At 56.6% G+C, this 14,294-nt stretch carries 17 protein-coding genes; 9 read left to right on the forward strand and 8 right to left on the reverse strand.

The window, feature by feature from the left end; translation table 11 throughout:
- Positions 1 to 133: 133 nt before the first annotated feature.
- The 7 genes from AU074_RS05800 to AU074_RS05835 all read right to left on the reverse strand — a co-directional run bounded on the left by AU074_RS05800 (position 134) and on the right by AU074_RS05835 (position 4,096).
- A complete protein-coding gene (locus tag AU074_RS05800) occupies positions 134 to 1,198 on the reverse strand; it encodes a tyrosine-type recombinase/integrase (RefSeq protein WP_076013906.1) in 1,065 nt (354 codons plus the stop codon).
- 2 nt (positions 1,199 to 1,200) lie between these two features.
- Complete coding sequence (locus tag AU074_RS05805; protein WP_003207583.1) at positions 1,201 to 1,437, reverse strand: DUF4224 domain-containing protein; 237 nt, start codon at positions 1,435 to 1,437, stop codon at positions 1,201 to 1,203.
- Between the two features lie 316 nt (positions 1,438 to 1,753).
- Positions 1,754 to 2,296, reverse strand: coding sequence for a phosphohydrolase (locus AU074_RS05815; RefSeq protein WP_076013908.1), 543 nt, complete (start codon positions 2,294 to 2,296; stop codon positions 1,754 to 1,756).
- Complete coding sequence (locus AU074_RS05820; RefSeq protein WP_076013909.1) at positions 2,293 to 2,691, reverse strand: hypothetical protein; 399 nt, start codon at positions 2,689 to 2,691, stop codon at positions 2,293 to 2,295. The genes AU074_RS05815 and AU074_RS05820 overlap by 4 nt, the downstream gene beginning before the upstream one ends.
- 46 nt (positions 2,692 to 2,737) lie before the next feature.
- Positions 2,738 to 3,064 carry a pyocin activator PrtN family protein gene (locus AU074_RS05825; protein ID WP_076013910.1) on the reverse strand — a complete coding sequence of 109 codons (327 nt, stop codon included), beginning with the start codon at positions 3,062 to 3,064 and terminating at the stop codon, positions 2,738 to 2,740.
- 155 nt (positions 3,065 to 3,219) lie between these two features.
- The gene (locus AU074_RS05830) at positions 3,220 to 3,504 is read right to left on the reverse strand and encodes a phage antirepressor KilAC domain-containing protein (RefSeq protein ID WP_076013911.1); all 285 of its coding nucleotides are present in this window, start codon (positions 3,502 to 3,504) and stop codon (positions 3,220 to 3,222) included.
- Positions 3,505 to 3,514: 10 nt separating this feature from the next.
- Complete coding sequence (locus AU074_RS05835; protein ID WP_076013912.1) at positions 3,515 to 4,096, reverse strand: hypothetical protein; 582 nt, start codon at positions 4,094 to 4,096, stop codon at positions 3,515 to 3,517.
- Positions 4,097 to 4,464: 368 nt separating this feature from the next.
- Here AU074_RS05835 and AU074_RS05840 point away from each other — a divergent pair, with 368 nt between their 5' ends.
- A complete protein-coding gene (locus AU074_RS05840; RefSeq protein ID WP_076013913.1) occupies positions 4,465 to 5,856 on the forward strand; it encodes a P-loop NTPase fold protein in 1,392 nt (463 codons plus the stop codon).
- A gap of 26 nt (positions 5,857 to 5,882) precedes the next feature.
- Here AU074_RS05840 and AU074_RS05845 read toward each other — a convergent pair whose 3' ends face one another.
- Entirely contained in the window at positions 5,883 to 6,608 is a 726-nt protein-coding gene (locus AU074_RS05845) for a LexA family transcriptional regulator (RefSeq protein ID WP_076013914.1), read from the reverse strand.
- Between the two features lie 78 nt (positions 6,609 to 6,686).
- Between AU074_RS05845 and AU074_RS05850 the strand changes: the two genes are divergently transcribed.
- From AU074_RS05850 to AU074_RS05885, 8 genes are all read left to right on the forward strand, one after another.
- A complete protein-coding gene (locus tag AU074_RS05850; RefSeq protein ID WP_076013915.1) occupies positions 6,687 to 6,947 on the forward strand; it encodes a hypothetical protein in 261 nt (86 codons plus the stop codon).
- A gap of 328 nt (positions 6,948 to 7,275) precedes the next feature.
- The gene (locus AU074_RS05855; RefSeq protein WP_076013916.1) at positions 7,276 to 7,794 is read left to right on the forward strand and encodes a phage regulatory CII family protein; all 519 of its coding nucleotides are present in this window, start codon (positions 7,276 to 7,278) and stop codon (positions 7,792 to 7,794) included.
- The gene (locus AU074_RS05860; protein WP_073453750.1) at positions 7,787 to 8,014 is read left to right on the forward strand and encodes a TraR/DksA family transcriptional regulator; all 228 of its coding nucleotides are present in this window, start codon (positions 7,787 to 7,789) and stop codon (positions 8,012 to 8,014) included. Before AU074_RS05855 ends, AU074_RS05860 begins: the two co-directional genes overlap by 8 nt.
- Positions 8,004 to 10,220: a VapE domain-containing protein gene (locus tag AU074_RS05865; protein ID WP_076013917.1), complete on the forward strand. Its 2,217-nt coding sequence runs from the start codon at positions 8,004 to 8,006 to the stop codon at positions 10,218 to 10,220. Before AU074_RS05860 ends, AU074_RS05865 begins: the two co-directional genes overlap by 11 nt.
- Complete coding sequence (locus AU074_RS05870; RefSeq protein WP_076013918.1) at positions 10,213 to 10,578, forward strand: hypothetical protein; 366 nt, start codon at positions 10,213 to 10,215, stop codon at positions 10,576 to 10,578. Before AU074_RS05865 ends, AU074_RS05870 begins: the two co-directional genes overlap by 8 nt.
- A gap of 527 nt (positions 10,579 to 11,105) precedes the next feature.
- The gene (locus AU074_RS05875) at positions 11,106 to 11,450 is read left to right on the forward strand and encodes a phage holin family protein (RefSeq protein ID WP_043046669.1); all 345 of its coding nucleotides are present in this window, start codon (positions 11,106 to 11,108) and stop codon (positions 11,448 to 11,450) included.
- A gap of 206 nt (positions 11,451 to 11,656) precedes the next feature.
- A complete protein-coding gene (locus AU074_RS05880; protein ID WP_076013919.1) occupies positions 11,657 to 12,259 on the forward strand; it encodes a terminase small subunit in 603 nt (200 codons plus the stop codon).
- Positions 12,260 to 12,262: 3 nt separating this feature from the next.
- The gene (locus tag AU074_RS05885) at positions 12,263 to 14,293 is read left to right on the forward strand and encodes a phage terminase large subunit family protein (protein ID WP_076013920.1); all 2,031 of its coding nucleotides are present in this window, start codon (positions 12,263 to 12,265) and stop codon (positions 14,291 to 14,293) included.
- Position 14,294 lies beyond the last annotated feature (1 nt).

A 14,294-nucleotide genomic window follows, 5' to 3' on the forward strand; every position in this document is an offset into this window, starting at 1 on the left:
ATGATCTACGGGGTTTTTTATTGCCTGTGATTTGAGAAGTGTTCCGCAACTATTGGGATGTGTTCCGCAACCCTACGCGTTTTTAATCGCAATGAGGGGGGAGAACAGCGCCGGGTGAGGGGAGGTTGGCCTGTTACTTCGTGGGGTTAACGATCTCACCGACACGCCGATAGACCTTCTTTGTCATCTCCTCAGTGGAGTGGCCGAGCAGCCGACTTGCATGCGCAAGTTCTATCTCGCTGGCGGCTTTGGGCCGGATGTCTTTGAACTGAAACTGGCGAATTAGTACAGCCAGGGCGGGATCGCCGTCGGCACCGGCCTTGATGGCTGCTTTCTCACGGGCTTCATCCCAGCGGTTGCGTAGCATCTGCTGGCTCATCCGAAGGCCGGACGCGTTCGTAATAAGCGTTGAGGTCTTAATTCCGTTTAACGATCTGCGCTCGAGCAGGTTGTCTAGGAATAGACTAAGCGCTGATTGTTCGCCGGCATCGTCCAGGCGAATACGCAGAAGTTTGCCGCCCTTGCCCTGGCGAACCCCTACGAAACCGTTGGCCAGATCGGTAGTTGCCACCTTCAGCACATCCGCAGGGCGCTGGCCGGTCAGGTAGGCAAGGTCCATGGCATCCTTTAGTTCCTGCACTGCCTCTCCATATACCGCATTCCAAACCACTTCGCCGGCATAGTAGTCCCGCGGTTTTTCCTTGTTTCGGCGTACGCCGAAGCAAGGGTTGGCATTGTTGGTCAGTCCCCACTCGCGCGCGATCGTGAACATGTGTGACAACAGCGCGATTTCTCGGTTGGCCCTGACCTTGGCGGTTCTGGCATCTCGATACTGGGCAACCACCTGCGGAGTGATTGAGTCCAGAGGCGCGTTTTCAAATGCCTTCCGCAGCTGTTTCAGTTCCTTGCGGTTGTCGGACTGTGTCCGTATTGATTTGGTCGGGATGATCTTTTTTTCGTACTTGTCGAACAGCGCACCCATTAGATGATTGGGCTTTAGTGGTTCGCGGCGTTCCAGTCGAGCCCACTCGACCTTCGCCGCGTCCAGATCACTGCCCAGCGGTATTTCTTTTCGGTTGCCGTCCGCATCCCTGCCGTTGTAGTAGAACGAGGTCCACACGGCGCCGCTTTTACGCTTGCGGGTGCGCCGTATCATTCGAGGCGGAAGGTCGCGATTGGCTATGCTTTTCTGGCGCATCGTCAGCTCACGTTCGCTAGGTCGAGCGACCAGGTTTCAGTTACGGCGTTGACCCCTGAAGGTTTGACGCCCGCGAGTTTCAGCCGGGCGTAAACCCGACCCACTATTGGGCGGCGAGCGCCTGTCAGAACAAACTCCCAGCGATTTTCGGTCAGCCATAGAATTTGTTTGGACGGGATCTGATATCCGGTGATGGTCGCCAACTCTTCGTCGGCGAGGGTTTCGCTTTGGAATTCCATCATGCGGCTCTCCCGATCAGGTCTGTCGGCCCATAACTTCGGCGTGTGTTCTCCTTAGGGGGCAACTCGATAGTGGCAGGAGCATGCGTATACCCCACGGCAGGCTGCGCGAGCGGGCGTTCCTGAGCGTTTAGCGTTGCATCAGCGAGCGCTGCCCCGCGCAGCTTTTCGTGGGGTATAAGTGCTTCGGTGGTGGTGCTGGAAGAGGCAATATTGCCTGCTGCTGCGCAGCAGAGACTGTTTGTTTCCAGCGTGTCGACACTCACGGAAGTGCGGAGCAAAGCGGGTGGGGCGCTGTTGTTGTTCTGGTGGTTCTTCATGCCGCTTTCCTCCGGTGTTTGATAGCGAGTTGGTCCATCAGGCGCTGGTGGTAGGTGTTACGGGCTTCTACTGCAGGCCATGCGCGGATGGTTTCAACCATGGGTTCGATGCCGACCAAGCAATCCCAGATAGCCGGATCGGTTGGCATGAGGTCACGGCGCTCAGTGGCCAGCGCAATCAGGTCAGCCTGGTGTATGCATGCGGGTAGATCGAAGGCCAGGTCGAAGCGCTCACAGACACGCCCCCATACGACGTCCTCAAATCCTCGGTAGTCGGGCATCCACTGTTTGAGTGGCCGGGTCATATCGCCCAGGTACGCCTCGGTCGCATCGTGGAGGAGGGCTGCCAACTTGTGTTCATCCGGCACCAGCTCGGCGACGATGCAGCTGTGTTGCGCCACGCTGTAGAATTCGCGGGTGTGGCCGTTGAAGCGGCACAGATGGGCCAAAGAGTGCGAGATGTCCCTCGGGTCGATCATCTCTGTGTCGGGTTCGAACAGGTCGAAGCGCTTGCCTGTGTGGGTGAGGATGAAAGTCATGCTGCATCCTCCAGCATGAATGGATCCATCAGGTCAGCCATGCTCAGAGCCTTGTCACGCAAGGCAAGCGCTTGCGTTGCCTGGCTCTCGGATCTCACGGCTCGGAAGGTGTCAGCGGCAAGCTTGAGCTTTTCGGCGATGGCTAATAGGGTGAGTCGATCTTGTGGCTGAAGATCCAAGATAAGTTGCAGACGTCGGCATCGTTCGGTGACTTGCTCAAGCTCGGTAGAGCTTGCTGATTCGCCCTCGTCCATCCCTTCCGTGAAACCCTGAGCGCGGCCATCGTTATAGCCCTCAGCTCGACCATCCGTTAAACCTCCTTTGTAGCCGACCCAGTAGAGGATCCCAAGCGCGATAACGATACTGATCAGTGCGTATATTTGAATTGCAGTCATGTGGTGTGCTCCTGGTGTTGTTGGCTGGTGGTGGCAGCCGTTGGGGTTATTGGCCGTGTTCGGTTGAGTCGGTTTCTGGACGCGGCATGTCTTCATCTGCTCGGTAAGCGCGGATGTCGATCAGGGCGGCTACGTGCTTGATGTGGGCGTACCTCAATGCCTTGGCGCTTTTGTCCAATGTGGTCACCGGCAGTTGGATACGACCGGCGTTGATCGCCTCAATGAAGGTCTTTTCATTGAGGTTCTTAAAGTAGTGCGTGCGCAGCTTTTCCAGGGGGATAAGCACGTCGCCGAAGAGTTCATGCAGCATCTCGACGGTCGCGCTATCCGGCGCGGGTTGTAGCCGCAGCGGTGTTTGACTGGTGTTGCTCATGGGCCTCGGCCTCCTTGCGTTTGTTTCGTGATGGATGGTTCCAGGCATTAAGGCAATGGCGCTTGGTCAGCTCCCGCAGATGCTCCGGCACTTCGAGGAGCGCGGCGTTGCGCTCCTCGCGTGTGCTCATGGCGACGATCTGGCGGGCGTACTCCCTAGGCCGCGTCACGGTTGTCTGCCGGGATGGCTGGCAGTTCGAGCCCCAGTTGCTCGGCGAGCCAGGGCATGCCGGCTTGCTGGACCTTGGTCGATTGGCTGTATTGCATGCCGGCAGTCTCGTGGTACCAGCTGCCGTTCTTGATCCGCAGGTACTCACGGTCACGGACGGGGAAGGACGGCAGGTTGCGGTCGTTGATCAAGCCCTGTTCACGCATGAGCGCAATCAGCTTGGTGCGTGTCATGCCGAAGTACTTGGCGGCTTTTTCCAGGCTACGTTCCATATCGGACTCCCTAGGCAGCATGCGCGGCGGGTGTTGCCACGGCGGCCAGGTGGGTGATGGATTCGGCGACCATGGAGTAGATCTCCACGTCGCTCCCGTAAACCGTGAAGCATTTGGTGCGCGGCTTTCTGACTCCGATGCTCAAGATGGTGGTGATGCCAGAGCGGGTTTTGTTGCGATGGATTGCCAGGTTGATCGGTTGCTCAAAGCCCATATCGAGACTGATAACGCCGCCGGTTTGCACCAGGTCGAACACCTGCTGCTTATGTTCAATCTCAAACACGCCATAGAGGCGGTCTGCGTGCGGCAGAGACGATGGGCCAGTAGAGGTGGTTGGTCCGTTGACAATCTCTTCAATGAAGTCCGCAAGCTTGAGGTGCATCTTCTTGCTGTTGGTTAGGGTCAGCGTGTGGCGTTCGCTTCCTAGTTCAACAGCGAAGTACGTGTCGGTTTTGCGGCGTTCGACTTTCAGGCGAAAAGCTAGGGACTCTCGCTGAGTCTCGGCGCGCAGGAAATGGTTGAAGGTTTCGGTCAGATTGACCTGAGCCTTGAGCAGGGTCAGCGTGCGGTTGTCGAGTTTGAACTTGCTCATGCCGCGTGCCCCCCGCCGTTGGGATCGAACGGAGTAGGTGGGGTGCGCGGTTTCAGCTTGGGTTTGGATATGATGAAGGAGCAGCCGCAGTCTTGCGCCAGGCGGCGGATTTCGAAGATGCGGGAGGGGTTAGCAGCGGCCGGGTGGACGTGCAGGGTGGCTGTGGTGTGCATGGTGTTGCCTCGCTCTGTGGTGGAAGAGTGAAGCAAATATCAACCAGCGGTTGTTAAAAGTCAACCGCTGGCTGAATTATGGCTATTGGCTATCTTGGTGTAGATATTTCCTGTACCGGAGTGATATGGTTATTTTTTCGGTCAATACTTAATCGTCGCACACATGCGAATTTAAATAATTACAGGGAGTTCATTATGAGGCTTAAAAACAAAAATCTTGAAATTCCACACGATAATATTTTTCTGAATGATAAGCTTCAGCGAATTAATAGCGTTAAAAACTTAACCTTGTTACTAAGAAATGTCTCTTCGCCATTAGTGTTCTCCGTTAATGCGCCGTGGGGAGCTGGTAAAACGACATATTTGAAAATGTTACATGCAAGCTTGATTGCTGAAAATAGTAAGTCTATTTATTTTAGTGCTTGGGAGACGGACTTCGCCGTAGATCCTCTCCTAGCTTTTCTCGGAGAAATGAATTCCAGTCTTTCGAGATTTCTGGTTGGGGATTCTAAGAAGCTCAAAGCATGGAGGAAAGTAAAGGCAGCTGGCGTACATATAATGCGTAGAAGCATCCCTGTTGGTGTGAAACTTGCTACGGCGGGGTTGATAGATGCAGATAAGCTAGTTGAGGACGAGGTTGGTAAGGTCACTGAGTCTTTATCTAAAGATGTTATTGACGCGTATTCAAAAAATAAAGAAGCCATTTCGGAATTTAAGAAAAATGTTTCCGAGGTTTTAAGAGCGGCAGATGGGGGAGTAGAAAAGCTTTATATATTTGTCGATGAGCTTGATCGATGCCGGCCTACCTATGCGATCGAATTATTAGAACGTGTTAAACATCTATTAGACATCGAGGGCCTGGTTTTTGTGTTGGCTCTTGATAAAGTCCAGTTGGCGCACAGTGTGAAGGCTGTATATGGAGCTGATTTTGATGCGCTTGGGTATCTCAGACGATTTATTGATATAGAGTTTTCTTTGCCGTCTACCGGTACTGAGTTTTTCATTAATCATTTGTTTGACCATTTTGAGCTTGACGAATATTTTGGCGGTAGAACTGCAGGTGAAACAGTTTACGATAGAGAAAGTTTGCTAAATTCATTGAAAGTGGTTTGTAGTGGGATGTCTCTGAGAAGTATTGAGCAACTATTTTCAAAAATAAAATTAATCTCTTTGACTGTTGCGAATAATCAATATTTTTTCCCAGAATTCATGGTCTTTCTGTTATCTGTTAAAGATAATTATCCTAAAATTTATTCTGAGTTTTCCCGTCAGGAGGCTGACGGAAAAGAACTATTATCATTGATAGATAAGGTGTTTCCAGGCGGTGATGATCAGTCCGTTTGGACGAGGCAGTATTTAGAGGCAGTTATCGTTTCAGGGAAAATGCGAGGCGCCAGATCATGGTCGGAAAATCATGTTATGTTGCTTAAGGGTATTGTTAATTCTAATATGGTAGCACCAGAAAAACTTGAGCATTCTCGGAGAGTATTAGAATTAATACAGAATATGAATCGGATGGGTGGGAGTGTACCGCTTGTTGAGCTTTTGAGCCGTATTGAGATGCTTTCGAATTTTAACTTTGATTGATCGTCTTATCGTGCCTTTTTAATTATCTATTCAGGTATAAAGGAACCAACTACTTTGCCGCAGATATGAGTTTCTTCAGTGATGTCAATGATTGGATATTGCGGGTTAATAGGCTTCAAAAATTGACGGCCAGCATCTTCGACTAGGACTTTGAACGTAGCTTCATTTGTTCGAGGAACTCTTGCTATTACACGGTCACCAGTCTTCGTTTCTGCTTCAGGATCAACAAAAATAATGCAGCCGGTTGGATAGCTACGACCTGGCCCAGGATTCGTCATTGAGTCTCCCAGTACCTTTAGCGCATATCCGCTTTCACTAATCGCCACAGGGCAGGATAACCATGTCTCGCCATCGTGTTGCTCAAAATTTGCCTCACACCACGCCCCGGCTTGCACCCACGAAATTAACGGGACCTTTCCAAAGCGCTTAGTAATCTTGCGAATGTTGCTATCGTTACCGTTTGAAAGGTGATGAACGTTCGATTCGCCCGTGTGCTCCTTAGGCAGCACCCCGTACTCTAGCCACTCTCTTCGGACCTTCAGCCACGAGCACAGTGCAACCATGCTGTCAGCTTCCGCGAGGGCATCTCCGTTCAGCCACTTACTGACTGCTTGTGGGCTTTTATTCACTCCAACACTTTTTAAGTACTTATGAATATCCGCTCCACGTCCCCGGGTGCGTACACCGGCATCGTCAAGCGCTTCATGTAGGCGCGCCGTAAAAGCTGCCCGTAACTCGTTCTTATCAACCATGGATTGATACTCTCACAGGGGTTGCGCAATAGTCAGTTGATGTTAATATCAACCTCGAGTTGATTATTGGAGGTTGCCATGCTGAACCCCTCAGATTTTCCGAACGCCATTGCGTTTGCTTTTGAAGCAGTCGGCGGCATCGGAGCCGCTTCCAAGGTGTGTGAAAGGAGTTATCAGGCGCTGAACAAATGGCGCTTAGCTGCCAGCCTTCCACGTACCGATTACACCGGCGAAACGCACTACGCAAAACGTTTAGCTGCCGCTGCAGAGCAGAAAGGTAACGCGTTCGACGCTGCCTGGTTGCTGAACGCATCTGCCCCGCAGAAAGCTGCAGCGTAGATAGAAAAAAGGCGACCCAAGGGCCGCCCAGTTCCTCCCGGCACACACCACCACAGTGCTGTCGGGTCGCGATTAAGAGTTGCGGGCACACCACATGCAAACCACCTCTCTTTACCGCGCTACCAAGACACGGATGTCTTGGGTTGCTGCCTTTTCCACCACAGATTGGGCAGCTGTTGCGCCAGAGGTGAGCAACGGATTGTTCGCCTCGGCACGGTACCGGTTCGATCCCTAGATCTAGCCGGCGTTTTGGGCCCTTTCAAGCCACGCGGCAAATGTACCACCACTGCATGTCGCGGGGCACTGGCAACCTTGTAGGAATAATGCCATGAGCCGAATAGCTTTAAGCTGTCTTGATCGAGCGCAAAGGGAAGTCCTGACGCTCGAATTAGCCCTGTACCACGCCGCACGGGACTATCCTGGCGGTGCCGCCGCAATCGCCGCCACCACCGGCCGTAATGCCACCACGCTGCAGCACAAGCTGTCTCCCACCCATCCGTCTCACACCGTGAACATCCAGGAGTTCGGCGAGATCCTCGAACTGACCAAGGACCGCCGCATTCTTGATGCGGTGCATGCCTTGGTCGGTGATACCACATGGCAGGAGCTGGCTGAAACCTATACCAGTGACATGCCCGAGACTCTCACCACGGGTATCGCCTCGTACTTCCGTCAGGTGGCCGATTTGGCTGATACGTGGGCCAAAAGCATTGGCGACGGTGTCGTCAGCGATCAGGAACTGGCCGAGATTCGCCTGCAGGTGTTTCGCGGTATTCAGGGGCTGTTGGGGATGCTCAACCGGGCCACATACGTAAACCAAACTACGCGGGGTACTGACCGTGGCTGACGTTATCGATTTTGCCAACGACCTGGTGCAAGAGCGGATGGATCAGGCCCTTGCAGCGCGCAATGCGAATAAAACGGCCACCGCTGCACATTCGTTCATGTTCTGCGAAAGCTGCGACACGCCGATCCCGTTAGCACGCCGTGTTGCGATCCCTGGTTGCACCCAGTGTGTTACCTGCCAGTCCATCGACGAAGCCAGGAAGGCCCGCCATGCTCGATGAGGTATTCAATCAATTCTCTGATTACGGCTTGGAGCCTGATCAACCCTTGGTGTTCGGCAAGCTGACCCGTTGCAAAACCTCCCAGGACAAGGGCAAGGAAAAAAACGGCTGGTACGTGGTCCACGAGCATGTCACCGAGAAAAACGGAACGTTGATCTTCGGCAGCTTCGGTGATTGGCGATCCGGTGAGTCTCAGAAGATCAAGGTCAAGGCCGGGCGTATGAGCCCTGAGGAGCGCGAAGTCATGCGCGCTCGCCAGGAAGAGGCCAAGCGTAAAGCTGCCGAGGTCGCGGCGAATGCCTCACGTCGAGCGGCCAGCCGTGCAGCGGCTTTGTTCAAGCGCATGCCCGAGAAGGGAAAGAGCGCCTACCTGGATCGAAAGCAGATCGTCGGCTTCAAGGTTCGCTATGCGCCACGTACCGGCGCATTTTTGGTGCCTATGTGCAACGTGCGCGACCAGATCGTCGGCCTGCAGGTGATCTTCCCGGCAAAGCAGGAGGACACCGGGCGTGACAAGGCCTACTGGCCCTACGGTATGTCGAAAGAAGGCGCCTTCCACTTGATCGGCCCGCACCCTGAACCAGGTGAGCCGGTGCTGGTGTGTGAGGGCTACGCCACGGGCGCCAGCCTGCACATGGCGACTTCGCTGACGGTCGCCATCGCCTTCGATGCGGGTAACCTGTTGCCAGTCTCCAAGGCCATGCGCGAGCGCTTCCCGGGCTGCCCGCTGATCATCTGTCGTGATGACGACTGGAAGACCAAACGTCCCAGCGGGGATCCCTGGAACCCCGGTGAGGAGAAGGCCAGCAACGCCGCACTGATTGTTGGTGGCCAGATAGTCGCCCCCGTCTTCTCCGGCGAGCGTGAAATCAAGTGGACTGATTTCAACGACCTGCACATCGCCGAAGGATTGGAGGCTGTCCGCCGCCAGGTGCTGGCGGTGGTCAAGCCTCCAGCAGCTGGTGGTTGGAAGGACCAACTGGCCCGCACCGAAAACGGCTCCCTTATCGCGCACATGCAAAACGTCGAACTGATCCTGGGCAATGACGAACGCTGGGCCGGCGTCATCGGTTACAGCGTGTTCAGCTCCAAGATCGTCAAGCTGCGTTCCGCGCCCTTTGGCGGCGGTGCAGGCGATTGGGCCGACATCGATGACATGCGGGTGATGAAGTGGCTTGCGCAGCAGTACAACCTGCGGGTCAAGGCGTCCCATGTGATCGAGGCGGTCAGCGTAGTTGCCCACGACCATTCCTTTCATCCGGTGCGCGAGTACCTAGAGAAACTGGAATGGGACCGCGTGCCCCGGCTGGAAACCTGGCTGACCGACGTGTTGGGCGTCCAGCCCACGGAGTACTCGGCCAAGGTCGGAAAGCGTTGGCCGATATCGGCGGTTGCCCGTGTGATGCGCCCGGGCTGTAAGGCCGACTCGGTGATGATCCTCGAAGGCGGGCAGGGTGAAGGCAAGTCCACTGCCATGGGCGTCCTCGGCGGCGAGTGGTTTATGGACACACCCTTTGCCCTCGGCGACAAGGACAGCTTTCAGGCGATTCGTGGCAAGTGGATAGTCGAGCTGGGGGAGTTGGACAGCTTCAACAAGGCTGAAAGCACCAAGGCCAAGCAGTTTTTTTCCGCGTCCACCGACACCTACCGCGAGAGCTACGGCCGCAGAACGAACGACGTGCCACGCCAGTGTGTGTTCGTGGGTACTACCAACCAAGAGGAATACCTTAAGGACGCCACAGGCAACCGTCGTTACTGGCCAGTGTTCTGTAACAAGGTCGATCTGGAGAAACTGCGCGAGATCCGCGACCAGCTTTGGGCTGAGGCGCTGTTCTGCTTCGAGGCGGGCGACATCTGGTGGGTGACCAAGGATGAAACCCGGATGTTCACCGAGGCCCAGGACGAACGCTTTGTGGTCGATGAATGGGAAGGCCCGATCCTGACCTGGTTGGAGGAGTCGCAGATCGGCGAAACCGCCACCGGCAACGAGATCCTGAGCCAAGCGCTGAAGCTGGACTTCGGCCATTGGGGCAAACCCGAACAGATGCGGGTCGGGGCCATCATGCATCGGCTGGGCTGGCGAAAGAAGCGTATGCCGGCGTTAGCCAAGAGTGGTGTTCGCCCCTGGTCCTATCAGAAGCCGGCGACCTGGGGGCGCGGGTCTGCATTGCAGCAGACCGTGGAGAAGGAGCCTTGCTTTGATTAAGCGAATCGATGAGATGCTCAAGCTCTGGGCGCAGGATCTGCATTCGCCTGAGTCGGAAAACGTTGGCGGGCCAAGCGGCGGCAACATGATTGCCATGCTGATGGAGTGCAAGGGCGAGCTGATACGCGGCACTCGCGGTAGTCGGGTGCTACTGGACGAATCGGCGGACATCGAACTGATCGTCAACAAGCACTTGCCGCCCCAGCTGTCGGTTGTCGTACGCGAGCACTATTGCAACCACGAAAGCTTTCTGTCGCAGAAGTACACCCACTGCGGATGCAGCCGGGATACCTATTACCAGCGGCTCCATGAGGCACACCTGCACATCGCCGGCATGCTGATGGGGAAGGCTGCATGATCCTCGGCATCACTCCTCGTGCCTCTGTCCTACTGTCCTGCTTTGTCCGACTGCCATTTGGCGCAGTTGGACAGGCGCAGGCCGCGCCGTTGCTGGGCTGTCCTACTGTCCAACCTTTACCCGCCCCACGCACACATAAGCATAGCGGGCACGGGGTCGCGCCCATGGCGCGCACGCGTTCTTTTAACTTTCTCTCTATACACAAGAGAAAAGTAATAAAGGTAGGACAGTAGGGCAGAGCCCCGTTTTTAGGCGCCCGTAGCTGTCCTACTTCGATCCAGAATAGTGGGACAAGTAAGACAGGGCATCAGAAGCGATAGCCGATTGAATGCGTTGTCCCTGCGTTGCACCCGCGTCATACCTGTATTGCACCCGTATTGCGCCATGGCATTAAAACTCCCTTGCTGCCACCGGAATCCACCTGTAAAAAGTACCCATCTTCGATAGGTGCGACCGCTAGCAGCGGGACACACCACCACACTGAACCCGGCCATTGCGCCGGGTTTTTGCGTTTATGGGGTAGGGCGATGACGAACGAGCAGCAAGCGCTTATTGATATGCCGATATGGATGGTGATCGTGCTGTCGCTGGTCGGCGGCATATCCGGCGAAGCATGGCGGGCCGACAAAGCGGGGGTAAGTGGCTGGTCCTTGATTCGCCGCTTGCTCCTTCGGTCCGGGGCCTGCGTGGTCTGCGGGCTTTCCACCATGATGTTGCTGCACGCTTCGGGCATGTCGGTCCTGGCGGCGGGGAGCATCGGATGTCTCACCGCGATGGCTGGTGCCGATGTCGCCATCGGGCTGTATGAACGCTGGGCCGCCAAGCGGTTGGGCGTGTGCGATGTGCCGCCCTCGGGTAGTGGTCAGGCTTGATGCGCTGGAGGCCACGTAATACGTGGCTTGTAGCGTAGTGCGTCAAAATGGTGCGCCGAAAAGTCGCCGGGGACCCTGGCAGCATTCGAGGGACACGGGGCATGAAACCCGCGGGAAAGCGTTAGCGAATGGGCGGCCAGCTTACTGAAATTCAATCCATTGAAATTGAAAGGTTTCCATTGAAAAGCCGTTGAAAAGGAGGGCTTATGACGGATCCACTGTTCCTGTCTAAAAGCGCTTTCGCGGTTCGCATCGGCAGGACGCCGAGTTACATCACCTGGCTCAAAGGCAACAACCGCCTGGTGCTGTCGCCGGACGGCAAGATGGTGGACGTGCTGGCAACTGAAGCGCTGATTCTCGACACCGCCGACCCCAGCAAGGCCGCCGTCGCTGCTCGCCACCAACAGGACCGGATCCAGCGTGACGTTTACAGTCAACTGTCCCCCTCGGTCGAGCCGACTAACACGGCTGCGCCGCAGCAGCCTTTTGCTGTCGGCGCCAAGGGACACGACTTCCAAAAGGCTCGTGCCATGCGCGAACACAACCTGGCGCAGCTGGCCGAGATCGAGCTGCACAAGGCGCAGGGCTCCCTGGTCGCTAGGGATGCCGTCGAGCTGGGTGCTTACAACGCCGGTCGCCATCTGCGGGACCAGTTGTTCGGCCTACTGCCCCAGCTGTCCCACAAGTTGGCAGTGATGACCGACCCCTGGGACATTGAAAAACACCTGACGGCGACACTCCGTAAATCACTGGAAGAGGCTGAGCGCATGTCCTCGTCCGACCTTGAACGAGCAATGACAGCGAGCTGACCTATGACCACGGAATTTCCTGACGGGGACCGTGTGTACCGTGAGGCGTATTTCCGTGGTCTGCGACCCGATCCAGACCTCTGGATTGACGAGTGGGCCGACGAATACATGCGCATCCCGCGTGATACCGGCGCCCCTGAACCGGGCCAGTACCGAACCGACCGGACGCCGTATGCCCGCGAGCCGATGCGTTGCCTGTCACCGGCCCACCCTTGCCGGCGAGTGGTCACCATGGTGGCTTCGCAGTTGATGAAAACGCAGATCGCCTTGAACTGGATGGGCGGGCTGATCCACATGGCACCGTCCAACATCTTGGCGCTGTTACCCAGCCTGAGCCTGTCCAAGCGCGTTTCTGGGCGGATCAGCAAAACGATCAAGGCAACCCCGGAGCTGGCACAGCGGGTAGCGGCCAGCCGCTCGCGGGATGCCCGCAACACCATGGACACCAAGGAGTTCGAGGGCGGCGCCTTGTACGTCACGACTGCGGGCTCTGCGGCCAACCTGTCCGAGCTGTCGGCACGCTACATCTACGGCGACGAGGTTGACCGCTGGGAGAACGACGTCGGCCAGGAAGGTGACCCCATCGTGCTGGCGGAAACGCGTGCTACCAACTTTGGCCGCAACGCCAAGATTTACTTCTCCAGCTCGCCGACGATCAAGGGCGCCTCGCGGATCTCGGACTTGTTCGAGTCCAGCGACCAGCGTTACTACTACGTGCCATGCCCCACCTGCGGGCATATGCAGGTGCTGGAGTGGGAGAGGCTGCTCTACAGCAAGGACTACAGTACGGCTCACTACCAGTGCGACGCGCCTGAATGTGATGTGCTGATCGAGGAGCATCACAAGACCGATATGCTCGCTCGTGGTGAGTGGCGTGCCCACGGCAGCGGCGATGGCAAGACGGTGGGTTTCCACCTGAACGCGCTCTATTCGCCGATTGGCTGGAAGGACTGGCCGTCGCTTGCCGAGGAGTTCGAGGACGCCAAGAAGGCCCAGGCCAAGGGTGACATGGGCCTGATGCAGGTGTTCTACAACACCCGCCTCGCCAAGGTCTGGGACAGCGCGCAAGAGCAAACCAAGGCAGAAGTGCTGGTCGCTCGGGCGCGGCTGGAGACCTACACCCTCGGCAGCATGCCGGTGGGCGTGCTGATGCTGACCGGCGCCGTCGACGTCCAGGCCAACCGCCTGGAACTGATGGTAATGGGCTTCGGCGTCGGCATGGAGCGTTGGGTGGTCGACCACCAGGTGATCTGGGGCGACCCTGCCGATGAACGCACCTGGGCGGTGTTGGACGAAAAGCTCAAGGTTCGATACCGGCATCCATGCGGTGTCGGCTTGGCGATCCTGGCGACGGGCGTCGACTCCGGCGGTCACCACACCGACGAGGTGTACCAGTTCTGCCGTGTGCGGCGCTGGCGCAATATCTTCGCCATCAAGGGTGCGAGCAAGCCTGGCAAGCCGGTGATTGCTCAGCGGCCATCCATGGTCGACGTGACTTGGAAGGGCCAGACCGAACGAGGCGGCGCCGAGCTGTGGTTTGTCGGTACCGACACCGCGAAGGACTGGATCTACAACCGCTATGCCTTCGAGGACGGCCCTGGTTCGCTGCACTTTGCCAACGACCTGCCGGACGAGTTCTTCGCCCAGTGCGTCGCTGAGCGCAAGGTCGCCCGGTACGTCAAAGGCTACAAGCGTATCGAGTGGGTCAAGGGTAAGGCTGAGCGCAACGAGGCGCTCGACCTGATGGTGTATTGCCTGGCGATGGCGCATTACCTCGGCATCAACCGGTACCAGGAGCACGACTGGGAGCGGGTGCGACAGGCGCTGGCTCAGTCCGGTTTGTTTGACGATGTGTTGGGCGTCAAGCCCGTGCAAGGCGAGCGCGTCGACGCTGACGAAACACCGGCACCGGCACCAGTTGCGGCGCGTCAGTCGCTACCCGCACCGCCACCTGCTGCACCTGTCGCCCAACCGCGACCCGCAGCACCCCCTCAACGCCGCAGCTCCACCAGCGGTTACCTGAAGAGACGCTGAT

This window comes from Pseudomonas sp. ATCC PTA-122608, from assembly GCF_001952855.1.
GTDB lineage: Bacteria > Pseudomonadota > Gammaproteobacteria > Pseudomonadales > Pseudomonadaceae > Aquipseudomonas.

What these genes read in the sequence shown, in the direction of transcription:
- AU074_RS05800 (WP_076013906.1), bottom strand. Translation starts at nt 1,198, where the DNA reads ATGCGCCAGAAAAGCATAGCCAATCGCGACCTTCCGCCTCGAATGATA.
- AU074_RS05805 (WP_003207583.1), bottom strand. Translation starts at nt 1,437, where the DNA reads ATGGAATTCCAAAGCGAAACCCTCGCCGACGAAGAGTTGGCGACCATC.
- AU074_RS05815 (WP_076013908.1), bottom strand. Translation starts at nt 2,296, where the DNA reads ATGACTTTCATCCTCACCCACACAGGCAAGCGCTTCGACCTGTTCGAA.
- AU074_RS05820 (WP_076013909.1), bottom strand. Translation starts at nt 2,691, where the DNA reads ATGACTGCAATTCAAATATACGCACTGATCAGTATCGTTATCGCGCTT.
- AU074_RS05825 (WP_076013910.1), bottom strand. Translation starts at nt 3,064, where the DNA reads ATGAGCAACACCAGTCAAACACCGCTGCGGCTACAACCCGCGCCGGAT.
- AU074_RS05830 (WP_076013911.1), bottom strand. Translation starts at nt 3,504, where the DNA reads ATGGAACGTAGCCTGGAAAAAGCCGCCAAGTACTTCGGCATGACACGC.
- AU074_RS05835 (WP_076013912.1), bottom strand. Translation starts at nt 4,096, where the DNA reads ATGAGCAAGTTCAAACTCGACAACCGCACGCTGACCCTGCTCAAGGCT.
- AU074_RS05840 (WP_076013913.1), top strand. Translation starts at nt 4,465, where the DNA reads ATGAGGCTTAAAAACAAAAATCTTGAAATTCCACACGATAATATTTTT.
- AU074_RS05845 (WP_076013914.1), bottom strand. Translation starts at nt 6,608, where the DNA reads ATGGTTGATAAGAACGAGTTACGGGCAGCTTTTACGGCGCGCCTACAT.
- AU074_RS05850 (WP_076013915.1), top strand. Translation starts at nt 6,687, where the DNA reads ATGCTGAACCCCTCAGATTTTCCGAACGCCATTGCGTTTGCTTTTGAA.
- AU074_RS05855 (WP_076013916.1), top strand. Translation starts at nt 7,276, where the DNA reads ATGAGCCGAATAGCTTTAAGCTGTCTTGATCGAGCGCAAAGGGAAGTC.
- AU074_RS05865 (WP_076013917.1), top strand. Translation starts at nt 8,004, where the DNA reads ATGCTCGATGAGGTATTCAATCAATTCTCTGATTACGGCTTGGAGCCT.
- AU074_RS05875 (WP_043046669.1), top strand. Translation starts at nt 11,106, where the DNA reads ATGACGAACGAGCAGCAAGCGCTTATTGATATGCCGATATGGATGGTG.
- AU074_RS05880 (WP_076013919.1), top strand. Translation starts at nt 11,657, where the DNA reads ATGACGGATCCACTGTTCCTGTCTAAAAGCGCTTTCGCGGTTCGCATC.
- AU074_RS05885 (WP_076013920.1), top strand. Translation starts at nt 12,263, where the DNA reads ATGACCACGGAATTTCCTGACGGGGACCGTGTGTACCGTGAGGCGTAT.